Source organism: Microbacterium sp. LB12, assembly GCF_037150835.1.
In the GTDB taxonomy this organism is placed as follows: domain Bacteria; phylum Actinomycetota; class Actinomycetes; order Actinomycetales; family Microbacteriaceae; genus Microbacterium.
In genome coordinates this window covers 13,199-34,336 of sequence record NZ_JBBCPF010000005.1, presented here as the reverse complement: position 1 = coordinate 34,336, position 21,138 = coordinate 13,199, and the positions used below count along the sequence as shown (strand labels likewise).

General features: G+C 69.2%; 21 protein-coding genes and 2 tRNA genes. 7 read left to right on the top strand and 16 right to left on the bottom strand.

Annotated elements, in window-relative coordinates:
* Positions 1 to 17: 17 nt before the first annotated feature.
* Genes WFM69_RS10340 through WFM69_RS10320 form a run of 5 tightly spaced genes read right to left on the bottom strand, consistent with a single transcriptional unit; the run spans position 18 to position 2,164 of the window.
* Positions 18 to 635 carry a hypothetical protein gene (locus WFM69_RS10340; protein ID WP_337004310.1) on the bottom strand — a complete coding sequence of 206 codons (618 nt, stop codon included), beginning with the start codon at positions 633 to 635 and terminating at the stop codon, positions 18 to 20.
* Entirely contained in the window at positions 632 to 1,195 is a 564-nt protein-coding gene (locus tag WFM69_RS10335; protein ID WP_337004308.1) for a hypothetical protein, read from the bottom strand. The genes WFM69_RS10340 and WFM69_RS10335 overlap by 4 nt, the downstream gene beginning before the upstream one ends.
* On the bottom strand, positions 1,192 to 1,539 hold the full coding sequence (locus WFM69_RS10330) for a hypothetical protein (protein ID WP_337004306.1): 348 nt from the start codon (positions 1,537 to 1,539) through the stop codon (positions 1,192 to 1,194). The genes WFM69_RS10335 and WFM69_RS10330 overlap by 4 nt, the downstream gene beginning before the upstream one ends.
* Positions 1,536 to 1,727: a DUF2273 domain-containing protein gene (locus WFM69_RS10325; protein WP_337004304.1), complete on the bottom strand. Its 192-nt coding sequence runs from the start codon at positions 1,725 to 1,727 to the stop codon at positions 1,536 to 1,538. Before WFM69_RS10325 ends, WFM69_RS10330 begins: the two co-directional genes overlap by 4 nt.
* On the bottom strand, positions 1,724 to 2,164 hold the full coding sequence (locus tag WFM69_RS10320; RefSeq protein ID WP_337004302.1) for an Asp23/Gls24 family envelope stress response protein: 441 nt from the start codon (positions 2,162 to 2,164) through the stop codon (positions 1,724 to 1,726). Before WFM69_RS10320 ends, WFM69_RS10325 begins: the two co-directional genes overlap by 4 nt.
* Before the next feature lie 163 nt (positions 2,165 to 2,327).
* On the opposite strand from WFM69_RS10320, the gene WFM69_RS10315 reads away from it, so the two are divergent.
* The 5 genes from WFM69_RS10315 to WFM69_RS10295 all read left to right on the top strand — a co-directional run bounded on the left by WFM69_RS10315 (position 2,328) and on the right by WFM69_RS10295 (position 6,735).
* On the top strand, positions 2,328 to 2,939 hold the full coding sequence (locus tag WFM69_RS10315; RefSeq protein ID WP_337004300.1) for a TetR/AcrR family transcriptional regulator: 612 nt from the start codon (positions 2,328 to 2,330) through the stop codon (positions 2,937 to 2,939).
* The gene (locus WFM69_RS10310) at positions 2,940 to 4,613 is read left to right on the top strand and encodes an MDR family MFS transporter (RefSeq protein ID WP_337004298.1); all 1,674 of its coding nucleotides are present in this window, start codon (positions 2,940 to 2,942) and stop codon (positions 4,611 to 4,613) included.
* A gap of 105 nt (positions 4,614 to 4,718) precedes the next feature.
* Positions 4,719 to 5,021 (top strand): hypothetical protein, encoded by a 303-nt coding sequence (locus WFM69_RS10305; RefSeq protein WP_337004296.1) that lies wholly within the window; start codon positions 4,719 to 4,721, stop codon positions 5,019 to 5,021.
* 104 nt (positions 5,022 to 5,125) lie between these two features.
* Positions 5,126 to 5,953, top strand: coding sequence for a CPBP family intramembrane glutamic endopeptidase (locus tag WFM69_RS10300; RefSeq protein ID WP_337004294.1), 828 nt, complete (start codon positions 5,126 to 5,128; stop codon positions 5,951 to 5,953).
* Positions 5,950 to 6,735, top strand: a complete 786-nt coding sequence (locus WFM69_RS10295; RefSeq protein ID WP_337004292.1) for a CPBP family intramembrane glutamic endopeptidase — start codon at positions 5,950 to 5,952, stop codon at positions 6,733 to 6,735. The genes WFM69_RS10300 and WFM69_RS10295 overlap by 4 nt, the downstream gene beginning before the upstream one ends.
* A gap of 3 nt (positions 6,736 to 6,738) precedes the next feature.
* Here the strand turns inward: WFM69_RS10295 and WFM69_RS10290 are convergent, their stop codons facing one another.
* The 7 genes from WFM69_RS10290 to WFM69_RS10260 are packed head-to-tail and all read right to left on the bottom strand — an operon-like array spanning position 6,739 to position 13,852.
* Positions 6,739 to 7,074, bottom strand: a complete 336-nt coding sequence (locus WFM69_RS10290) for an L-rhamnose mutarotase (protein WP_337004290.1) — start codon at positions 7,072 to 7,074, stop codon at positions 6,739 to 6,741.
* 12 nt (positions 7,075 to 7,086) lie between these two features.
* On the bottom strand, positions 7,087 to 8,076 hold the full coding sequence (locus tag WFM69_RS10285; RefSeq protein ID WP_337004288.1) for an aldo/keto reductase: 990 nt from the start codon (positions 8,074 to 8,076) through the stop codon (positions 7,087 to 7,089).
* Positions 8,073 to 9,593 carry a sugar ABC transporter ATP-binding protein gene (locus tag WFM69_RS10280; protein ID WP_337004286.1) on the bottom strand — a complete coding sequence of 507 codons (1,521 nt, stop codon included), beginning with the start codon at positions 9,591 to 9,593 and terminating at the stop codon, positions 8,073 to 8,075. Before WFM69_RS10280 ends, WFM69_RS10285 begins: the two co-directional genes overlap by 4 nt.
* A complete protein-coding gene (locus tag WFM69_RS10275) occupies positions 9,590 to 10,594 on the bottom strand; it encodes an ABC transporter permease (RefSeq protein WP_337004284.1) in 1,005 nt (334 codons plus the stop codon). The genes WFM69_RS10280 and WFM69_RS10275 overlap by 4 nt, the downstream gene beginning before the upstream one ends.
* Positions 10,591 to 11,670 carry an ABC transporter permease gene (locus WFM69_RS10270; protein ID WP_337004282.1) on the bottom strand — a complete coding sequence of 360 codons (1,080 nt, stop codon included), beginning with the start codon at positions 11,668 to 11,670 and terminating at the stop codon, positions 10,591 to 10,593. Before WFM69_RS10270 ends, WFM69_RS10275 begins: the two co-directional genes overlap by 4 nt.
* Complete coding sequence (locus WFM69_RS10265; protein WP_337004280.1) at positions 11,670 to 12,761, bottom strand: mandelate racemase/muconate lactonizing enzyme family protein; 1,092 nt, start codon at positions 12,759 to 12,761, stop codon at positions 11,670 to 11,672. The genes WFM69_RS10270 and WFM69_RS10265 overlap by 1 nt, the downstream gene beginning before the upstream one ends.
* A 26-nt stretch (positions 12,762 to 12,787) precedes the next feature.
* Positions 12,788 to 13,852 carry a sugar ABC transporter substrate-binding protein gene (locus WFM69_RS10260; protein ID WP_337004278.1) on the bottom strand — a complete coding sequence of 355 codons (1,065 nt, stop codon included), beginning with the start codon at positions 13,850 to 13,852 and terminating at the stop codon, positions 12,788 to 12,790.
* Positions 13,853 to 13,969: 117 nt separating this feature from the next.
* Between WFM69_RS10260 and WFM69_RS10255 the strand changes: the two genes are divergently transcribed.
* Together WFM69_RS10255 and WFM69_RS10250 are read left to right on the top strand one after the other, a co-directional pair.
* Positions 13,970 to 14,626, top strand: coding sequence for a GntR family transcriptional regulator (locus WFM69_RS10255; RefSeq protein WP_337004275.1), 657 nt, complete (start codon positions 13,970 to 13,972; stop codon positions 14,624 to 14,626).
* A 45-nt stretch (positions 14,627 to 14,671) separates the two neighbouring features.
* Complete coding sequence (locus tag WFM69_RS10250) at positions 14,672 to 16,621, top strand: LPXTG cell wall anchor domain-containing protein (protein WP_337004273.1); 1,950 nt, start codon at positions 14,672 to 14,674, stop codon at positions 16,619 to 16,621.
* Positions 16,622 to 16,678: 57 nt separating this feature from the next.
* Here WFM69_RS10250 and WFM69_RS10245 read toward each other — a convergent pair whose 3' ends face one another.
* The 4 genes from WFM69_RS10245 to WFM69_RS10230 all read right to left on the bottom strand — a co-directional run bounded on the left by WFM69_RS10245 (position 16,679) and on the right by WFM69_RS10230 (position 21,071).
* Positions 16,679 to 19,078 carry an LPXTG cell wall anchor domain-containing protein gene (locus WFM69_RS10245; RefSeq protein WP_337004271.1) on the bottom strand — a complete coding sequence of 800 codons (2,400 nt, stop codon included), beginning with the start codon at positions 19,076 to 19,078 and terminating at the stop codon, positions 16,679 to 16,681.
* Positions 19,079 to 19,533: 455 nt separating this feature from the next.
* Positions 19,534 to 19,607 (bottom strand) — tRNA-Met (locus tag WFM69_RS10240).
* Positions 19,608 to 19,641: 34 nt separating this feature from the next.
* Positions 19,642 to 19,713, bottom strand: a tRNA-Thr gene (locus WFM69_RS10235).
* A gap of 68 nt (positions 19,714 to 19,781) precedes the next feature.
* On the bottom strand, positions 19,782 to 21,071 hold the full coding sequence (locus tag WFM69_RS10230) for a M23 family metallopeptidase (RefSeq protein WP_337004269.1): 1,290 nt from the start codon (positions 21,069 to 21,071) through the stop codon (positions 19,782 to 19,784).
* Positions 21,072 to 21,138 lie beyond the last annotated feature (67 nt).

The following is a 21,138-nucleotide window of genomic DNA, read 5'->3' as shown; positions in this document are numbered from 1 at the left end:
GTGTGCACGTCTTTGGGCTATCGCACCCGCGTCGGCGCGCGGAACGCGTCGCGCCAGCGCCGATCCGACAGGTGCAGCATGATCGGGATACGTGCCCCCAGCAGGGCATCCCCGGCACGGACGGCCGCCTCAGCCGCGGCCAGGACCGCTCCCAGCGGGGCACCGGGCCGCACGGTGACGGCAAGCTCGACCGCGCGGGTCCTGCCGATGCGGTAGGCGCTGGTGCGGGCCGAGAGCACATCGGGTCGCCGGATCAGCGGATCCGTGAGCAGTGCATCGAGCACGGTCCGATCGACCGCGGTGCGTCCATCGGGGGCATCGAGCTCGATCACGGTCTTCGTGCCACCCCGCCCCCGCGTGGCGAGGAAGACGAGCAGGACCACCGCGAGCAGCACTGCCGCTGCCGTCGCGACGACCAACAGCACGGGCACCGTGCCGAGACCTGCGATCTGCCAGGTCGAGGCGGACACCGTCGCCGCGGCATCCGCCACCGCCCCCAGCGGGCGCCGCAGCCAGGCCGGCGAATCCCCGAGCCCGAGGACTCCCGCGGCGAGAGCGACGACTCCCCCGCCCAGCACGACCGCGCCGGCGACGAAGAGCAGCACCCGATTCATGACTCTGTTCGTGGCGTTCATGCGATCACCCCGTTGGTCTCGATCACGACGCGCGGCGTCGCGGTGAACCCGATCCCCGAGAGAATGTCGTTCACCGCGGACTCCGCCGCGAACCGATCGACGGGGATGCCGCTGGTCGGCGTGATCCGCACCACGATGCTGCGCCGCGCGGCGGTCACGGCCACCCGAGCGCGGACGACGCCCGTGCGACGTGCCACGGCCTCGGCGATGGAGTCGGCGATCACTCCGTCGTCCACGAGCAGGGCGGTCCGCTCGGTGGTGCGTGCTCTGCGCGCCCGACGGCCCGGGAGCACCGAGAGTGCGAGGAGCACGACGGCCAGGACCACCAGCACGCCCCCGACACCGAGCATCGTCGCCGGCAGCATGGCTGCGCCGAGGTCGTCGACCAGGCGCCCGACCTCCTCGCGGAAGGCAGCATCGATGAGCCACCAGACGCCGCCGACGATCGCGGCGACGAACAGGAGCACGCCGACCGCTGCGACCACCGTCGCCGGAGTCGTGCGCGGCGCGTGGGTCTCGCGACGGAGAACGCGCCGATAGGTCGCCTGCTCAGTCGTCATCTCACCCTCTTCTCGATGTTCCGGCGGACCCCCGAGTACCGGATGTCCACCGCCCCGACCTCACGGCCGGCCAGGTCCCGCATTCCCTCGATCAGGCGGCGACGCAGGTCTTCACTCCGGTCGACGAGGTTCGCGTCGGGTTCCGCGGCCTCGGCCACCGGCACGGTGACCGAGATCCGCAGCGCGCCCCGGTGATCGGACAGCTTCACGGCGACGTCGCGGGCCGCGACCCGGGCGGCATCATGCGCGATGCCGACCGCGAGTCGCTGCAGGGCGCGCGCGGTGAGGATCGTCGTCCCCGCGACGGTGCCCGCCAACGCCTCGGCGGTGCCAGCGCTCGTCATGACGAGGAGCGCCGGCCCCGGAACACCTCGGCGAGCGCCCGGATGTCGAGCTGGCCGTCGATGATGCGGCCGACGAACGCGCCGAGCAGCATCGCCAGCGCCACGAGCAGGAAGGCCCAGAACCCCAGGACCACCCAGGTCAGCGCCAGGGCTGCGGCGGCCGCCGCGCCGATCACCGACGCGCTCACTGGACTCGCGCCTCCTGCGTGCCGTCGCCCTCGTCATCGGAGGGGATGTGCACGTCGTTGACGGTGACGTTGACCTCGGCGACCTCCATGCCGACCAGTTCCACCATGGCGCGGTGGATCGCCGCACGGACCTCGTCCGCGACCTTCTGCAGCGACACCGGATACTCCGCGACGATCGTGACGTCGACGGCCACCTGGGTCTCGCCGACCTCGACGGTGATCCCCTGCGACAGGTCGGTGGTGTTGAGCGCGTCGCGGATGGCCCCGACCATGCGCGCCGCTCCCCCACCGAGCGCGTAGACGCCACTGACCTCGCGTGCGGCGATCCCGGCGATCTTCGCCACCACCGCATCCTCGATCGTGGTCTTCCCCGACGCCGCCTGCAGCGGTGCGCCGAGCTGAGCCTTGGACTGAGTGCCACCCGTCACGTTCGCCATTGCGAGCTCCTTCATCCGTGTCTCCGCATCGAACCGGATGCGGGTCGCCGTTCAGCGACACCACTAAGACGGATGCCGAGGGGAGAACGTCACAGATCTGTCGAGAGAATCTGCAACTCGTCTCACAGTGCACTCCAAGGTAGAGAGTGCAATATTGCACTCCATGAGCGACAGTGCAGATTCCTTGCGGGAGCAGCGCAAGCGAGAGACGTCCCGTTCCCTCACCGACGCTGCTCGCCGCCTCACCACCGAACACGGTTTCGCCGGCTTCACGATCGAGGAGCTGTGCGCCGAGGTGGGCGTCTCCCGCCGGACGTTCTTCAACTACTTCGAGAGCAAGGAGAACGCGGTCTTCGGTTTCGCGACGATCGACTCGCGCCAGGAAGCCCTCGAGGCGGACTTCGCCGCGCAGGACGGCGATCTCCTCGACGACTTCATCCAGCTGACGATCCACCGCTTCGACCTGTTCAACCCGGTCGATGACGCCCCTGCCCTGTTCGCGGTCATCGAGCAGGAGCCCCGGTTGCTCAAAGCCGCCTTCGAGCAGCTCGCGAAGAACGAGCGGCGCGACAGGGGACTGATCTCCGCCCGCATCGGCGACGAGGCCGACGCCGAGCTCCGCGCCGAGGTCATCGTGCACACGGTCGGCGCGCTCGTGCGGATGTGCATGGACCAGCTCCTGCACCAGCAGTCGACCGCGTCGTTCAACGACCTCATCCGGCGACGCCTCGACATCGCCCGCTCCCTCTACGCACCGACACAGAAAGACCGTTGAATGTCCGCCACCGCCACGAAGGATGCGCCCTTCCTGCTCACGAAGCGCCGTATCTGGATCATCTTCAGCGCCCTCATCGCCGGCATGCTGCTCTCCAGCCTCGACCAGACCATCGTGTCGACCGCGATGCCCACGATCGTCGGCCAGCTCGGCGGCGTCGACCACCAGGTGTGGATCACCACGGCCTACCTGCTCGCCACCACGATCGTGATGCCGATCTACGGCAAGTTCGGTGACGTGCTCGGGCGACGCAACCTGTTCCTCGTCGCGATCGCACTGTTCACCCTGGCATCGGTCGGCTGCGCGTTCGCGACCGACTTCTGGATGTTCGTCGTGTTCCGCGCCCTACAGGGTCTCGGCGGCGGCGGTCTGATGATCCTGTCCCAGGCGATCATCGCCGATATCGTGCCCGCCAACGAGCGCGGCAAGTACATGGGTCCGCTCGGGGCCGTGTTCGGCCTGTCCGCCGTCGCCGGCCCGCTGCTCGGCGGCTACTTCGTCGACCACCTGACCTGGCAGTGGGCGTTCTACATCAACATCCCCGTCGGGATCGCCGCGTTCATCATCGCGCTCGTGGCGCTCAAGCTGCCCAGCAAGAAGGCCGAGAAGCCGACCGACATCTTCGGCGTGCTCTTCCTCTCCATCGCCACCACTTGCCTGATCTTCTTCACCGACTTCGGCGGCGACAAGGAGTTCGGCTGGGACTCGCTGGCGACCTGGGCCTGGGGTGCCGGTCTCGTCGTGGCCGCGACCGCGTTCGTGATCACGGAAGCGCGCGTGCAGGATCCGATCATCCCGCTGAGCCTCTTCCGGAACCCGATCTTCGTGAACGCCACCGCGATCGGGCTGGTGCTCGGGATCGGCATGTTCGCGGCGATCGGCTTCGTCCCCACGTTCCTGCAGATGTCCTCGGGCACCTCGGCCGCGGAGTCCGGCCTGCTGATGATCCCGATGATGGTGGGCCTCATGGGCACGTCGATCTTCTCGGGAATCGCGATCTCGAAGACGGGCAAGTACAAGATCTACCCGATCCTCGGCACGATCATCACCGGTATCGCGATGGTCTCGATGACCACCCTGTCGGCGGCCACCCCGATCTGGCTGATCTGCGTCTTCCTGTTCGTGTTCGGCGCGGGGCTGGGCCTCATCATGCAGGTCGTCGTCCTGGTGGTGCAGAACGCGGTGCCGGCAGGCGAGCTGGGCACCGCCACCAGCACCAACAACTACTTCCGCGAGGTGGGCGCGTCACTGGGCACCGCGGTGTTCGGGACGATCTTCACCACGCGCCTCACCGAGAACCTCCTCGGCGTCTTCGCCGACGCCGGCGCGTCACCGGACGCCGCATCCGATGCCGCCTCTCGGATCGATCCCGCCACGCTGAGCACGCTGCCAGACGAGGTGCGCGAGGGGATCGTCACGGCCTATGCCGACGCGCTGGCACCCGTGTTCTGGTACCTGGTCCCGTTCGTGCTGCTGGCGCTCGTGCTCTCGCTGTTCCTCAAGCAGATCCCGCTGTCCGATCAGGCCGGCCTCGTGGCTCGCGGAGAAGCGATCAGTGGCGAAGAAGCGGAACGCCTGGAAGCGGAGCTGCGCGGAGGCGGACGGTCGAAGGACGCCATCGGAGCCGGGGACAGCGGCCCCGTGGACACCGGCTCCACTCCGGTCGCCCGCTGATCGCTCCGCGGCCCCCGCTCCTCTGGGACGGGGGCTGCGCTGTGTCAAGGGGCTCGCGCGGGGCGCGCGAATCGCGCATGCTTCGAAGCGGGGACAGGCAGGAGCATGATGGAGCAGGATCCGGACGACAGATTCGTCCTGGTGCAGGTCAGCGCGTCCGACTGGGCGATCCACGACCTGCACTACCCCGAGTTCGACCACCGTCGACTGGTCTGCACGATCTTCGAGGATGCCCCGACCGATGTCGAGGTGCGCTGGATGCGCGACCTCCCGCTCGCTCTGCGCTACTCCTCGGTGCAGGAGGTCCGGGACGCGGTGGCGCGATTCCAGGAGACGTCCCGCGCCACCCGCCCCATCCCGATCCCGCGGCTTCCTCCGCCCGACGGTGGGCGCGGGCGCAGACACTGACCTCGACACCCGTGGGAACAAGGATGGACGCGATCCCACCGGGTGCGCCAGACTGACGACGAGTCAACCCCACATTCGAGCCAGACCCCCGCCTTGGAGCTCCCGTGAACGCACCCACCGCCCGCAATCCTTGGAAGTCCTTCTGGGAGAAGGGCGGATGGTGGCGCGCGGTCGTCCTCGCGGCCGTGTACTTCGCGCTGTACCAGGGGCTCTCGCTCGCGTTCACCCCGCTGGCACTGCAGATCGACGACAAGCAGAGCGCCGCGGCGATCGTCGTCTACTACGTGCTGCCGCTGATCGTCGGCGGACTGCTGCTCGTCGGGTTCATGGCATCCGTCGGCTGGTGGCGCGAGGTGTTCGGGCCGCAGCCCATCCGCGGCCGCGGGTGGATGTGGATCGCCATCATCGCCGTGCTGCTGTTCAACATCCTCCGTTTCGCCACGATCGACTACGGCACGGTCGGCTTCGATGTCGTGGCGACCTGGCTGCTCGCGGGGCTCCTGATCGGCTTCGCCGAGGAGGTGCTGACCCGAGGTCTGGTGGTCAACCTGCTCCGCAAGGCCGGATACCGCGAGATCGCGGTCGCGGTGATCTCCGCCGCCGTGTTCGCGGGCCTGCACTCCGGCAACCTGCTCACCGGACAGAACCTGTTCGCGACCGCATTCCAGATCGTCTACACGTTCGCGTTCGGCATCTGCATGTACCTCGCGATGCGTGTGACCGGCACGATCATCGCACCGATCCTGCTGCACGCGAGCACCGACCCGAGCATCTTCCTGCAGACCGCCTACCCCGCGGAAGGCCCGCTCACGGCCATCGCCGGTCTCGGCAACATCGCCGTGATCGCGGTCGGATTCGTGCTCCTCTTCTTCATCCGCGGTCGCGTCGTGGATGCGCAGCCGGAGTTCCGCACGGAGCGTGCCTCCGCATGACCGACGGCACCCTCCGCGTCGCGCCGCGCGTCTGGATCGGGCTCGCGATCTGGCTCGGCTACGCCGTGCTCGTCTTCGCGATCCAGAAGTCGACCGGCATTCCCTACGACACCTGGGGGGACAGCGCCGGGAACCTCTTCCTCGGCGCCGGCCTCTCACTGATCGTGGCGACCGTGCTGCTGGCGATCACGACGAGCCTGCTGGGCTGGTGGCGTCCGGCGCTGCGCGAGCGACAGCGGAGTCGGCACGCCTGGCCGATCTTCGTACCGGTGCTGGTCGCGATCTCCGCCGTCGTGAATCTTGCGGGGACCGACTGGAGCGCCTATAGCAGCGCGTTCCTCGGCGCATCCCTGGTGCTGCTGCTCGTCGGCTTCACCGAGGAGCTCGTCCACCGTGGACTACTGCTCACAGCTCTGCGCTCGCGTCTCTCCGAGGTGTGGGTGTGGCTCCTCTCCTCAGCACTCTTCGCGGTGATGCACTTCGTGAACGTACTCCTCGGCGCACCGCTCGCCGGCACCGTCAGCCAGGTCGGTGCGGCGTTCCTCGCGGGGACGGCGTTCTACATCCTGCGGCGCGTGACCGGCTCACTCGTCTGGGCGATGGTGCTCCACGGCGTGTGGGACTTCTCGGTGTTCGCGACCGGTGTCGGCACGCCCAGCGACGTCGTCTACATCGCCAACGTGTTCTACCTGCTCACCGGGATCGTCGGCCTGGCCGTCGTGGCGTTCGTGATCCGCGGAGCCGACGAGCGCATCACCTCGACGCCGCGGCTCGCTGCCTGAGGCTCAGCTCTCGGCAGCCCGCTGCGCCGAGAGCGCCCACACCTGCTCGATGGGGAGGAAGCCGTCTTCGCCGTCGGGGCCGTGGAACCCGGCGACGAAACGGCCGATGTCCGCCTGCCAGGCGTCGTTCGCCGGTGAGGCGTTGACCGCGCGCATCGCGGCGTCGAAGTCGTCGCACTCGACGAGGTGGAACAGGTTGCGACCCGAGCGCCAGATCGTCCAGTCGTGGATGCCCGCCTCCCCGAACAGCTCGCGCAGCCCGTCGGGGATCCGTGCGTGGTGGGTCCGGTAGTCGTCGATCGCGCCTTCGGCGATCACCGAGTGCAGTGCGATGCGCATGCCGCTCCTTGGTCAGTCCTGAATCGATGCCATAGCAACGATATGCCCCGCGTCGGCCAGCGCCGTCCACAGCGCCTCGGGGATCTCGACAGCGATCCGCGCGGCCGCCTCCTCGACCTGTCGCGGACCACGAAGACCCACGACCGAGGAGACCACCTGGGGCAGCCGCAGCGGGAACTGCAGGGCCGCCGCCGGGAGGGAGACGCCGTGCGCGCGGCAGATGCGCTCGATGTCGCGCGCGCGTTCCACGATGTCGGTCGGCGCGTGGACATAGTCGTAGGTCACCCGGTCGGGCACGGTGTCCCGCGCCAGCAGTCCCGAGTTGTAGACGGCGGCGGCGACCACGGCGACGCCCCGTTCTCGTGCCGCTTCGAGCATGCGCCGACTGCTCGCCTGTTCCAGCAGCGTCAGTCGTCCCGCGCACATCACGATGTCGACATCGGTCTGCTCGATGAGGTCGGCCAGCATGCCCGCCTGATTCATACCCGCCCCGAATCCGCGGATGACACCCGCGTCCCGCAGTTCGGCCAGCGCCTGGGCTCCCGTCGTGCGGGCCGCCTCGGCATGGTCGTCCGGGTCGTGCATGTAGACGATGTCCACCCGGTCGAGCCCGAGCCGCTGCAGGCTCGCATCGATCGAGCGCCGCACGCCGTCGCGGCTCAGGTCGTACACGCGGCGGTGATCGGACGGCACGTCGAACAGGTTCGCGAGGTCCCGTTCATGCGCGGTCTCCGGACTCGGCACGAGCAGTCGTCCGACCTTCGTGGAGACGATGTACTCGTCGCGCGGATAGGCGGCGAGCGCGCGGCCGAGTCTGCGCTCCGACAAGCCGAGTCCGTAGTGGGGCGCGGTGTCGAAGTGGCGGATGCCGACGTCCCAGGCGGCGTGCACCGTCGCCTCGGCCTCCTCGTCGGTCATCGCACTGCCGAGGTTGCCGAGCTGGGCGCAGCCCATGCCGAGGACGCCGACATCGATCCCGCGGTGCAGCCGCGTCGGGATCACCGCAGAGCCTCCGCCGATCCGTGGATGTGACCCATCACCTCGGCGCTCATGGGCTGGTAGTCGTGCGTGTTCTCGACCACTCCCCGCACGATGTACTGATCCATCACGACGATCCGATCGGCGAGGGTCACCATCTCGGCGAGGTCGCTCGAGATCAGCAGGATCGCCATGCCGTCGTCGGCGAGACGCCAGATGAGCTCGTAGAACGCGCGTTTGGTGCGCACGTCGATGCCGACAGTCGGCTCGTCGATGATGAGCACGCGCGTGCGGGCCGCGAGCCACTTCGCCAGTGAGACCTTCTGCTGGTTGCCGCCGGACAGCTGCCCGGCGAGCTGCTCCTGCGAGGAGATCTTGATGTCGAGTGCATCGACCTCGGCCTGCACGACCTCGCGTTCCCTGCGTCCTGGCACGAAGCCCAGCACCTTCGCGAGCTCCGACCAGACCGTGACCGCGACATTGCGTGTGATCGACTGCAGAAGGAAGACGCCCTCCTCCTTGCGGTTCTCGGTCACGTAGCCGATGCGGAACCGTCGGAGCGCGTCGCGCACGGAGCGGATACGGACGGCCGCACCGTCGATGCGCACTTCTCCCCCCGTCACGCGGTCCAGCCCCAGCACGGCGCGGGCCAGCTCGGTGCGGCCGGCGCCGACGAGGCCGTACATGCCGAGCACCTCACCGGGGTGCACGGCGAGCGAGATGCTGCGGTGCCCCGCGGCGGTGCTGACATCGACCAGTTCGAGCGCCGGGGTGACGGTGCGGTCGACGACGCGCTCCTCCACCTCGAGGTCGGCGAGCGTGCGGCCGACCATCCGCGCCACGACCTCGTCGTGACTCGTCTCCGCGATGGGCTGCGAGGGCATGACGGTGCTGCCGTCGCGGAGCACCGTGATGGCGTCGCAGTGCGCGAACACCTCGTCGAGCTTGTGGCTGACGAGCACGATCGCCGTGCCCTCGGCGCTGAGCTGCCGGACCACCGTGTAGAGCCGGTCCGCCTCGTCGTTGCTGAGTGACGCGGTCGGCTCGTCGAGGAGCAGCACCTTCGCGCTCCGGTAGAGGCCGCGGGCGATCTCGACGAGCTGGATCTGCGCAGCGGACAGCTCGCGCATCGGGGTGCGTGGATCGATATCGAGGTCGAGCATGTCGAGGCAGCGCTTCGACTCGCGCCACACCTGACGCCAGTCGACCGTCCCTGCACGACGCGGCATCGCGGAGAGGGCGATGTTCTCCCCCACCGTGAACTCGCGCACGACGTTGCGCTCCTGGTGCACCACCCCGATGCCTGCGGCCATCGCCTCCAGCGGGTTCGCGAACGCGACCTCCTCGCCACCGAGGATCAGGCTGCCGGAGTCGGCGCCCTGCACTCCCGTGACGATCTTGATGAGCGTCGACTTGCCGGCCCCGTTCTCGCCCATGAGCGCATGCACGGACCCCGCCTCGAGCGTGAGATTCGCGTCCGCGAGCGCCGTCACGCCGGGGAACGTCTTGCGCAGATTCCGGATCTCCAGTGCGACGGTCATCGCTTCACCTCCGCGAGCGCGGCTTCCGCGCGCATCGATCTGATCCTGCTGGCGTGCCGGGTGGCCTGCACCTCCCGGAGCTTGCCGAGCGCCACCGTACCGAGCACGACCGCACCCACGACGAAGTTGACGACCTCCGCGTCGAAACGGAAGATCGGGCTGGCCGCGTCGACGAGCCGCACCACCATCGCCGCGAGCACCGTGCCGAGCACCGCCACGGTTCCCCCGGCGAGGGCGACCCCGCCGATGATCGGCGCCGCGAAGCTCGGCAGCAGCCAGTCTCCGCCGACGGTCGTGTTGACGCCGGGGAGGAAGGAGATGCTCACCATCGCCGCGACACCGCACAGGAGCCCCGAGAGGGTGTGCGCGACGATGAGCGCGCGATCGGTCGAGATCCCCGCGAGCTGCGCGGCGGAGGCGTTGCCGCCGCTCGCCAGGAGCGTGCGCCCCGACACCGTCTGCGCGAAGTAGAGCGCGACGATCGCGGCGACCACGAGTGTCATCAGGAAGATCGTCGGGATGCCGAGGATCTCGGAGCGTCCGAACGCGGCGAGCTCCGGCCACGCCTTGCGTTCGATCGTGCGGGTGCCGACGAGGGCATACTGCACCCCGATCAGGATCTGCGACATCGCGAGCGTCACGATGAAGCCGTTGATCCGCGTGCCGACCACCAGCAACCCGTTCGCGAGTCCGAGCAGGGCTCCGGCGAGCACGGCCACCAGGGCGCCGATCCACGGCGGGACACCCCACGAGGTGACGATCACGCCGGTGAAGCAGGCGGCGACACCGCCGATGGCACCGACGGCGAGGTTGAGCTGGCCGACGCAGAGAGTGATCATCTGCGCCAGGCCGATCAGGATGGGCACGCTGACGAAGCGGAAGAAGCTCGTCATCGACACGGGGCCGAAGAACTGCCCCGAGGTAGCCATGCCCAGCACGAGCGCGCCGACGACGACGATCCCGATCAGCAGGAGGTTGTTCGCGCTGATGATGCGTTTCATCGGTGGGCCTCCGCCTCTTCCATTTCGACGGCGAGTGTCGCGGCGGATTCCGGGGCCGCTGCGGGTCGGCGCCGCGCGAAGATCGGCCGCAGACGATCGGTGGCGAGTGCTGCCAGCAGGATGCAGCCGAGCAGCACGTTGAGCGTCTCGAGTCCGACGCCGAACAGCTCCAGCCCCTTGCGGATCACGGACGTGAGGGTGATGCCGAGCGCGGTGCCCACGATCGACACCAGGCCGCCGGCGAGCAGCGTGCCGCCGAGGATCGGTCCGAGGAAGGACGACAGCATGAACTCGCTCCCGATCGCGGGCGTGAAGGATCCCGTGCTCGCTGCGAGCATGAACCCGGCGATCGCCGCGAGCAGCCCGGACAGGGCGTGCGCGAGGATCGTCCGGCGGGCGGTCGGCACGCCGGAGAGCTCCGCCGCGCGCACGCTGCTCCCGGTCATCAGCACCTCTCGACCGCTGCGGGTGCAGGTGTAGAAGTACCAGATGACGGCCATGCAGCCGAGAGCGGGGAGGACCATGAGCGGCACCGCGTTCGAACCGCAGTAGCCGAACAGGCAGACGTCGGCGAAGGTGCCGCGTCCGATCGTCTGGAATCCCGCGGGCGAGACCGTGAACGCCTGACCCGTGCTCCACGACTTGTACAGAGTGGGGATCAGACCGAGGAGCGTGAAGCTCATCGCCAGGGTGACGATGAACGAGTTCACCCCGGTCTTCGCGATGATCCAGCCGGCGAGGGCGCCCAGAGCCGTACTGGCGAGCACCCCGAGCAAGAGCCCGACGATGAGCGGCATCCCCAGGTTCTCGAACGAGGCCCCCATCACGAGGGCGCCGACACCCGCCAGCTGCCCGACGGCGAGGTTCATGTGCCCGACGGACAGCACCACCATCTGCGCGAGCCCGACCACGGTGAAGATCGCGATCGTGGTCAGCAGCGGGGCGATGACGAACGGACCGTTGAGGAATGCGGGCTTGAGGATCGCGAGAGCCACCACGAGCAGGACGATCAGCACGACCAGGAGTGCGCGCGGAGAGCGGACCTCGGCGCGCGCGACGCTGCGCAACCGGGACATCAGCGCACGATCCTGTCGTCCATCGCGTCCCGGTCCCAGTCGATGCCGAGGCCGAGGGTCTCCGGGGCGAGGGCACGGCCGTCCTCGATCGTCATCCCGGTGCGGGTGATGGCGCGCAGTTGGGGGATGTGCTCGACGTAGCGTCCGTTGGGGACGGCGGCGACCAGGCTCACGTGCAGCTCCATCAGGAAGTGCGGGCAGACGTGCACGTTGAACGACTCCGCGAGGTGGGCCACCTTCAGCCAGGGCGTGATTCCGCCGACGCGGGCCACATCCACCTGGACGATTCCGGCGGCGCCGCGGTCGAGGTACTCCCGGAACTGCGCGATCGAGTACATCGATTCGCCCACCGCGATGGGAGTGGAGGTCGATGCCGCGAGGCGGGCGTGTCCCTCGATGTCGTCGGCGGGAAGCGGCTCCTCGATCCACCCGAGGTCGAGTCCGTCGAACAGGCGCGCCCGCCGGATGGCCTCGGCGCTCGTCATCGACTGGTTCGCGTCGACCATGATGTCGAAGTGCGGACCGACGGCGTCCCGCACGGCCAGCAGGCGTTCGCGATCCTCCTGCCCGTTCGGCTTGCCGATCTTCACCTTCACGCCGTTGAGGCCCGCGGCCTTCGAGGCGAGAGCCCCGTCCACCAGATCATCGACGCCGAGGTGCAGCCAGCCGCCCTCGGTGTCGTACAGCGGGATGTCGCGGCGGAAGCCTCCGGCGAGACGCCAGAGCGGCAGGCCGGACCGGCGCGAGGCGATGTCCCAGAGCGCGGTGTCGACGGCGGCGAGCGCGAGCGAGGTGATCGCCCCGGTGGTCGTCGCCCTGGTCGAGGCGAACAGGCGGTACCAGACCGCCTCGATGCGGTCGGCGTCCTGGCCGACCAGGATCGGGAGCAGGTGGTCGCGCAGCATCGACAGCACGGCGCGACCTCCTGTCCCGATCGTGTAGGAGTACCCGAGGCCGTGCAGGCCATCGCTCGTGGTGAGCTCGACGAAGATCGTCTCCTGGGAGACGAAGCTCTGCACGGCGTCCGTGCGTTCGGTCTCCACGGCGACGTCCACGAGGAACGCGCGAGCATCGGTGATCGTACTGGCCATCGGGTGCCTCTCCAGGGTGTGTCAGATCACTTGCAGGTGAGCAGGTCGTCTTCGAACTTCTTCTTCACCGTGTCGGCGAATGCGCTCTGCTCGTCGCCGTAGGTGTCGACGTTGTCCTTGGTGACGACGAAGGATCCGGAGTCGACGATCACGCCGGGGTCGGCCATCGTGCAGGCGCCGCTGGCGAGTTGTCCGAGCACCCAGCTGCCGACGTAGGCCTGTCCGGTGGGATTCTGGGCGACGGTGCCGTAGATCGAGCCGTCGCGGATGCCGTCGAGGATCGTGGGGTCGTCGTCGATGGCGATGAGCTGGATGTCGAGACCCGACTCGGCGATGGCTTCGGCGCTGGCGACCGCGGGGTTGTAGGCGGTGGTGACGATGGCGCTGATCTCCGATCCGCTCGCGGCGAGGAGGTCGGAAGCCGCCTTCTGAGCGGTCGCGAGGTCGGTGTCGACGTCGGTGATCGTCTGCAGCAGCGTGACGGCGCCCTTGGTCTCGTCGATGGCCCGTTGCACGCCCTCGATGCGGCGCTGGGTGTTGGAGTCGACGTTGTTGCCGGTCATGTGCACGAGGGTGCCCGTGCCGCCGATGGCATCGATCGCGGCGGCCGCGGCCTGGTAGGCGGCTTCCTCCGTGTCGGTCGAGAGGCAGAACGCGGCGAGGTTCTCGTCGCCCGCGGGGCACGAGGCGATCGAGCCCACCGCGATGCCCGCATCGGCGAGCTTCTTGAAGGTGGCGTTGATGTCGGTCGGGGAGACGCCGAAGATGCCGAAGGCGTTGTAGCCGTTCGCGACGAGCGAGTTGATGACGTCGTTCTGCTTGGTCTGGTCCCACTCGGAGGTCTCGTTGAAGGTGACCTCGCCGAGGCCGAAGTCCTTCGCCGCCTTCTCGCCCGCCGCGATCCACGGCTGGAAGTACGGGTGCGCACCACCGGGGACGAGGGCGACGCGGACGTCGGACAGGTTGCCGCTGCCGCCGTTGCCGCCCGCGGTGGAGCCGCTGTTCTGCGGGGTGCATGCGCCGAGCGCGAGGGTGAGGGCGGCCGCTGCCGCGATGACGGCGCCGAGCCGCACGTGCTGTGTGATGCGCATCTTTGAGCCTCCAGGAAGTTTCTGATTTTGAAATATCGTATTTGATCTTTCCCTGGATATGATTGCTGCACTCCATCGCAATGTCAAGGGAAAGGTCGGATGTCTACTCTCGGTCAATTGCCCTCCTTCTCCGCCGGCGCACGCCTGATGCTTGCCGACGAGGTGTACGGCGCGCTGCAGCAGGCCATCCTCGACGGCACCTTCCCGCCCGACGCCCGCATCAACACGGGAGAGCTCGCCCGCCAGTTCGACGTCTCCCCCACGCCGGTGCGCGAGGCACTCGCCCGACTTGAGTCCGACGGCCTCGTCGAGAAGCACCCGCTGCGCGGCTACCGCACGACCGAGCTGCTCGATCACGCCCGCCTCGCCGAGCTCTTCGAACTGCGCCTCCTGCTCGAACCCGGCACCGCGGCCAGCGCCGCCGAACGCCGCACGGCGACCGACGCGAAGGATCTCGCGAAGGAGATCGATTCCGGACGTTCGGCCATCGGCGAGGCGGACGCCTACCGGCTGCTCTCCCAACACGATGTGCGACTGCACGACCTGGTGTTCCGCGCGGCCCGGAACGAGACCGTGCGGCAGGCGTACGCGCGCACCCACTGCCATCTGCACACCTTCCGCCTGGCCTACACCGGGGCGTACGTTACCGACACCGTCGACGAGCACGCCGCGATCGCGGAGGCGATCTCCGCGGGCGACCCCGATGCGGCCGCCGCGGCCATGCGCACGCACATCGAGCACTCCCGCGACCGGCTGCTGCCTGCCATCCACTGACATCGAAGCTGGCGGCGCGGCGCCCGCGTGCCCTAGTTTGATCCCGTGGCGAATCGCGCAGACATGTCCCTCCGTATCGCCGCATCGGCACTCGTGGCAGGAGCGATCGCGATCGCCCCTGTGGCTCCAGCCGTCGCCGCGACCAACACGGTCACCTCGATGTCCGGGCTGCAGGCAGCGCTGCTCGACTGCAGCACCGCCCCGAACACGATCACCCTCGGGGCCGACATCGTCGATGGCACCGCCTCGCTGCAGGTGGGGTGCGACACGACTCTGGTCCTCTCGACCTTCGACCTGACCTCGCGCCGGGTCGACCTCGCATCCGGGGTGACGTTCACCGTCGCCGGGCCGACCGACGGCAGCGGCGGCACGCTCACCGCCGACTCCTCGGGCACCAACTTCGAGGCCGGGATCCGCACCACCGGCAGCACCCTCACCGTCACCGGAGCATCGGTCGTGGCCTACGGCGGGGTCAACGCGTCCGCGATCGGCGGCGACACCGGCGATTCTGGCGGCACGCTCAATGTCGCAGGCGGCAGCGTCCGGGCGATCGCCTTCCCGAACGCCTACGGCACCGCGATCGGCGGCGGGTATCTGGAAGGAAGCGGTGGCATCGTCTCCGTCTCCAGCGGCTCCCTCTATGCCGAGAACGCATCCATCTACGGAGTCGCGATCGGCGGCGGCGGTGCGGGCGCGTCGGGGAACGGCGGCGCGGGAGCGGCCGTCACCGTCACCGGCGGCACACTCACCGCGGTCGCATCGGGGAGCAACTCCACGGCCGTCGGGGGCGGGGTCTCCGGCCTGAATGCCTCCGATCGCGGAGGTGCGGGCGGATCGCTCGTGATCGGCCCCGGTGGAGAGGCCGTGCTCGAATCGCCTCGTTCGGCGTTCGGCGGCGGATGGTCGCACTTCGGCGACACCCACTACGGCGACTTCGGAGCACTCCAGGTCCAGGGCACTCTGCGACTGCCCTCGGGAGCACTGGTGGTGGGGGACGATCCCGTCTCCGTGAGCGAGGTCTCGATCGCCGCGGGCGGCGCCCTCCTCGGCAGTGCCGCGGCCCCGGCGACCGGCGCGTCGATCACCGGCACCGGACAGATCGACAATCAGGGCGTGATCGCGCTCGCTCCCCCAGCCGCTTTCGTCCGGGGCAACAACCGTCTCCTCACCTTCGACTCCGGCGCGCCCGCCGTGCGCGTGTTCGCCCCCACACTCGATGCCGGCTCCCGGACGCTCCCGGGCGCACCCGCGGGCACTCGTTGGAACACGGCCGCGGATGGGTCGGGAACCTGGTTCACGGGGACATCGTCGACATCGGGATCCGGCACCACCGCGCTCTACGCGGTGGCGCCGGCGACGATCACCGCGTCTACATCGCCCGCAGACCTGACCGCGACCTCGGGCGTCCCGTATACCTACCCCGTGCTCGTCTCGGGCGTGGACGGCATCGCGCTCGATCCGCAGCCCGCGGTGAACTTCAGCTCGACAGACTGCACGGTTCCGAGCGACCGGGTCTTCGTCATGGCCGGGGCGTGCACGATCACCGCCACGGCCGTCGTCGAAGGCGTCACCCTCTCGACGAGTCTCGTGGTCACCGTGCAGGCGGGAGCACCGGCCGCTCTCACGCTGACACCGCCGTCGACGACGGTCGACCAGGGCGGCACGCTGCGCTTCACACTCACCGGGACCGATGCGGCGGGGAACACGGTCGACACGAGTGCGGCGGTCTTGACCTCCGACGTCCGCACCGACGTCGTCGACGGCCACTCGGTGACCTTCCCGACTGCCAGCCCTCACACGATCACCGCCACATTGGGCGCAGCGACGACGAGCATCGTCATCCAGGTCACGCCGAGGCCCGCCGCCACGGGTGCCGCCGTGCTCCCGCAGACGGGCGGCGGCGCCAGCGCCGTCCCGTTCGTCGTCGCCGGCGGGGTGGTGCTGCTGCTCGCCGGCGTCGCGCTTCTCATCGCCCGCCGGCGCTCGCGGCGCTGACCGGGGCCGGAGAATCCACGGCAGCACCGGAAGCCCGGCGCTGCGCACTGATCGTGATCAGGGGCGTCCCGTGGAGCGACGGTGGCGTCGAACGACGACCAGTGCGCCGGCGATCAGGAGCCCCAGCCCGGCGAGCGCCAGCGCCCCCGACCCGCCCCCGGTCTGTGCGAGCCCTCCCGCGCCGTCCGGTGCCGGCGGCGGAGTCGGTGGCACGACGGTGATGACGGTGAGGAGTGCGGCCTCGGTGGCGCGGGTCGCCCCCGGCACCGTGAACACCGCACGGAACCGGGTGCCGTCGTCCACGGTCCGCGCTGCGGTGACGACATACGTGGGGGACGTCGCAAAGGGGATATCGGTCCAGGTCGCGCCGCCGTCCCTGCTGGACTGCCACTGGACCGTGAGCGGGGTGAGCGGAGACTCCGCCGCTACCGTGAACGTCGCCGGATCCCCGGCATTCACGGTCTGATCGACCGGGTTCGTGAGCACCGTGAGCGCGGGGACGACCGTGAGCGCCGCCGCAGCCGTCGCCGCCGAACCTGCCGTATTGGTGAACACGGCTCGGAACTGCGCACCGTCGTCATCGAGCGTCGTCACGGGCATCGTGTAGGTCGGCTCATCGGCTCCGGGGATGTCGTTCCAGGTCACGCCGTCGTCGCCGAGGCGCTGCCATCGGACGTCCGTCTCGAGCAGTGACTCCGCCGCGGCGCTGAAGGATGCCGTCTGCCCCTCGAACACGACCTGGTCGGCGGGATCGGTCACGATCGTCAGCGCCGTGACCGTGATGATGTCATCGAGGGTGACCGAGCCCAGCCCATTGGTGGCGTTGAGGGTGAAGGCGTAGGTTCCGGCCGCAGTCGGCTCGCCCGTGAGCATGCCGCCTGCCGACAGCGTCAGCCCGGGCGGGAGGGATCCTGCGGTCACCGTGACCGACGGGAGCTCGTCACCGGTGACTGCATACGTATAGGCGACGTTCTCTCCTGCGTCGTGGTTCCCCGCCGTCCCGGAGATCGTCGGCGGTGCACCGAACGTGAATGCTGTGGGCTGAACGACCGGGATCGCGGTTCCGGCGTAGGCCCAGGTGACGGCGACGTCGACGAGGCCGGAGGGATGCGCCGGCGTCGTCGCGGTGATGTCGATGCCCGACCGGGCGATCGCCGTTGCCGGGGTGCCGCCGAAGGTGACGCCCGTGACGGCGGTGGCCGCGAGGACCGGCACGAAGATGTAGCTGGCGCTGGCCCCGATGCCGAATTGGCCGAGGTTGTTGTCACCCGCATAGGCGTAGCGCCCGTCGCTCAGCACCCAGAGCGTCGAGTTCGCTCCCCCGTAGACGGCTCGCACGGTCACGCCCGCGGGGAGCTGGGGTGTGATCGGCGTGGTCGCCGTGGTCGTGGAGTTGTTGCCGAGCTGCCCGCTGAGGTCGCCGCCCCACGCTCGGGTCGTGCCGTCGGGGAGGATCGCGTATCCGGAGATCCCGCCCGCGACCACGGCGGAACCGGTGGGGACATTCGCGAGCTGCTGCGCCGTCGTGACCGGGCTGGCGGTCGTGCCGTTCGCCAGCTGCCCGAGTGTGTTGCCGCCCCAGCCGAAGATCCTGCCGTCCGTCGCCTGCACGAGCGAGAACGATCCACCGGCGGAGATGGACGCGATCGTCGGCAGTCCCGTCACCGCCTGGGGTGTCTGGGAGAAGCCGCCCGAATTCCCGCGGCCGAGTTCGGCGCTCGTGTTGTTGCCCCAGGCCCACACGATTCCGTCAGCCGCGAGCGCGAGGGAGAATCCACCGCCGGATGAGATCGCCGTGATGCCGGCAGGCAGACCGACCACAGCGGCAGGTGTCGTCCCGGCATGCCCGTTCTGCCCCGTGGCGTTGCTGCCCCAGCTCCAGACCGTGCCGTCGGCGGCGAGGCCGAGGACGGACCCGGCACCGGCGCTGATGCTCGTGAGCGCCGGAATGCCCGCGACCATGGCCGGGGCGAGGCGATCGGCACCCGCGGCCACTCCGAGCTGACCGGCGTTGTTGCTCCCCCACGCCCACACACGCCCGTCCGCATCCAGCGCGAACGACGACCCCGGCGATGAACGCATCGCGGCGACGGCGGTGATCCTGACGTCCGATGGGATCGTCGCCGGGACCAGCGTGCGCGACGTCGTCGTGCTGCCGTTCCCCAGTTCGCCGGAGAGGTTGCGCCCCGCGGCCCAGACGTGACCTGAGCCGTCCAGGTAGAGATTGTGCTGACTTCCGGCGGAGATGGCCGGGAACAGGAGTCCGCCCGCGTCGAGGGTGGTGCTGGTGCCGCCGGCGGTCGGACCCTGCTCCGGGGTGACCGTGAATGCCTGGGCCGCGGTGCCGGAGAGCGCGAGGATCAGTCCGAGTGTCGCAGCGAGCGCCGACCGCACGGTCCAGTTCGAAACGCGCCCGTACGCGTCACGTCGGCCCCCGCGATGCTCTCGCCCGCTCATCACGACCCGAGGATAGACCTCCGGGCGCATCCCGGATAGAGGCTTGCGTCCGCGCGACGGATGTCCGACCTGACTCATCGTTCCTCCTCTTCGTCGAACACCTGCCACTCCCACGGGTGTGTGGGCAGGGGAATGCCCCTCACGCCGTTCGGGCGGCGTGAGGGGCATGGGGTCTCGTCCGAGGTACGAGGTCGAGCACGCGAGGGGTGGGATGCCTCGCCGAAGCGGGCCCGATAGTGGTTTCGAGCCCGCTCGGATCGGCGTCACGTCAGTCGCGGGGTGGACCGCCGAACACTTCGATCTTGGTGGTCGGGCTGCCGGTGCAGCGGCCGGGACAGTTGCTGACGTACTCCAGGGCTTCGAAATGACGTATGCGGGAGGTCGTCGTACGTGGCGGCGCGGACTTCCGGACCCGGATACGACAAAACCCCCGGTGAACCGGGGGTTTAGATCTGTAGCAGGAGCGGGGCTTGAACCCGCGACCTCACGATTATGAGTCGTGCGCTCTAACCAGCTGAGCTACCCTGCCGCGAGGCATCCGTCCGCGTGAGAAGAATGCTGCGAGCCCCGAGTCAGGATTGAACTGACGACCCCTTCCTTACCATGGAAGTGCTCTGCCACTGAGCTATCGGGGCGTGCTGCCCCTCGCGGGGCAACCGTACGAGAATACCATCACTGTGGCGTCCTCATGAAATCCGCGCCATCAATACGACATGCGACCGGCATTCTCGCGGAGCCAGGGAAGCGGGTCGATCGTCGCACCGTTGATGATGATCTCGAAGTGCATGTGCGCGCCGTAAGAACGGCCGGTGTTGCCGGTCTTGCCGATGACGGTGCCGACCGTGACCTTGTCGCCGGTCTTGACCCGCAGCGACCCATACTGCATGTGCGCGTAGTGGCTGGTGATGAGCTGACCGTCGATCACGTGCTCGATGTAGACGGTCACACCGTAGGCGCCGCCCTGTTCGGTCGCGGTGCGCACGGTGCCGTCGGCGATGGCCTGGACCGGAGCGCCGTCGCCGGGGACGAAGTCGATGCCCTCGTGCAGGCGTCCGCTGCGCATGCCGTAGCCGTAGCTCATGCCGACGCCGACCTGGAACGGCCACTGGATCGCAGCGTCGGGGTCGTTGGTGAAGACCTCGCCGGAGTAGTTGATGCCCTGCTCTTCGGCGACCTGGACCAACGAGATGGTGCTGAAGCTGTCAGCCCGGTCGAGCGATTCGTTCTCGACATCGGAGGGAGCGACGAAGGCCTGGATCTCGTCCGCTGCCGTCCCGTTCTTCTCGGCGGCAGTAGCCGAGACGAGGGAGGTGGCTGCTGCTCTGGTGCCCTGCACCGCGGCGACGGCCTCAGCAGGAAGCGTCATCCCCACGGCGAGCAGCCCGGCGAGTCCCATCACGCCCACCGTCGCCCCGAGGGTCACGGCCTTGCGGAGACTGCGCGGGCGGCGCGGGGCGACGTGTGCCGGCGCGACGGTCTCGTCCTGCGGCTCAGCCTCAGGCGCGTGCTGGTCCGCCGAGACTGTCGGAACGATTCCGGTGGTGCGGAACGCGCGGGAGGCGCGCTCGAAGGCGTCGGCCTCGTCTTCCACCCGGATTCCCCGAGGAGAGGTCTGCGCCGAGGCGACGGGCGCTGTGGTCGCCGCGTCTGCCGCGTCGACGAACGGCGCGTCGACCTCGACGAGGTCTTCGGCTCCCGTGGCGGCTGTCGCGTCTGACGCCGCGGAATCCGGGACGGCCGGAACGTCGGCGATGATCGGCTCGGGCGTCGCCGCGATGAACGGCTCGTCCGGCGACTCGATGATCACTTCGGCGGCGCGTCGTTCGCGAGCAGCCCGGCGGGAGAGCGGCGCTGCCGCGGCGATCACGAGAGCAGTCTCGCCCTGGGTGAGAGGTGCCGTCGCCCCTGCCGCGGGGGCCTCGGAGGCCGCGTTGCGGTGTCGGCTGGACCGGCGCGTGGGCGCAGAGGCAGCCTGGGGATTCTCGAAGGGCAAGAAACTATTCTCTCGGTCGTGCGTCAAGCTCGGGGGGCGCAAACTCTTCATCCGCCTTCGGGTGGCA

What these genes read in the sequence shown, in the direction of transcription:
- WFM69_RS10330 (WP_337004306.1), bottom strand. Translation starts at nt 1,539, where the DNA reads ATGACGAGCGCTGGCACCGCCGAGGCGTTGGCGGGCACCGTCGCGGGG.
- WFM69_RS10335 (WP_337004308.1), bottom strand. Translation starts at nt 1,195, where the DNA reads ATGACGACTGAGCAGGCGACCTATCGGCGCGTTCTCCGTCGCGAGACC.
- WFM69_RS10305 (WP_337004296.1), top strand. Translation starts at nt 4,719, where the DNA reads ATGATGGAGCAGGATCCGGACGACAGATTCGTCCTGGTGCAGGTCAGC.
- WFM69_RS10340 (WP_337004310.1), bottom strand. Translation starts at nt 635, where the DNA reads ATGAACGCCACGAACAGAGTCATGAATCGGGTGCTGCTCTTCGTCGCC.
- WFM69_RS10315 (WP_337004300.1), top strand. Translation starts at nt 2,328, where the DNA reads ATGAGCGACAGTGCAGATTCCTTGCGGGAGCAGCGCAAGCGAGAGACG.
- WFM69_RS10245 (WP_337004271.1), bottom strand. Translation starts at nt 19,078, where the DNA reads ATGAGCGGGCGAGAGCATCGCGGGGGCCGACGTGACGCGTACGGGCGC.
- WFM69_RS10275 (WP_337004284.1), bottom strand. Translation starts at nt 10,594, where the DNA reads ATGAAACGCATCATCAGCGCGAACAACCTCCTGCTGATCGGGATCGTC.
- WFM69_RS10260 (WP_337004278.1), bottom strand. Translation starts at nt 13,852, where the DNA reads ATGCGCATCACACAGCACGTGCGGCTCGGCGCCGTCATCGCGGCAGCG.
- WFM69_RS10265 (WP_337004280.1), bottom strand. Translation starts at nt 12,761, where the DNA reads ATGGCCAGTACGATCACCGATGCTCGCGCGTTCCTCGTGGACGTCGCC.
- WFM69_RS10290 (WP_337004290.1), bottom strand. Translation starts at nt 7,074, where the DNA reads ATGCGCATCGCACTGCACTCGGTGATCGCCGAAGGCGCGATCGACGAC.
- WFM69_RS10280 (WP_337004286.1), bottom strand. Translation starts at nt 9,593, where the DNA reads ATGACCGTCGCACTGGAGATCCGGAATCTGCGCAAGACGTTCCCCGGC.
- WFM69_RS10310 (WP_337004298.1), top strand. Translation starts at nt 2,940, where the DNA reads ATGTCCGCCACCGCCACGAAGGATGCGCCCTTCCTGCTCACGAAGCGC.
- WFM69_RS10320 (WP_337004302.1), bottom strand. Translation starts at nt 2,164, where the DNA reads ATGGCGAACGTGACGGGTGGCACTCAGTCCAAGGCTCAGCTCGGCGCA.
- WFM69_RS10270 (WP_337004282.1), bottom strand. Translation starts at nt 11,670, where the DNA reads ATGTCCCGGTTGCGCAGCGTCGCGCGCGCCGAGGTCCGCTCTCCGCGC.
- WFM69_RS10295 (WP_337004292.1), top strand. Translation starts at nt 5,950, where the DNA reads ATGACCGACGGCACCCTCCGCGTCGCGCCGCGCGTCTGGATCGGGCTC.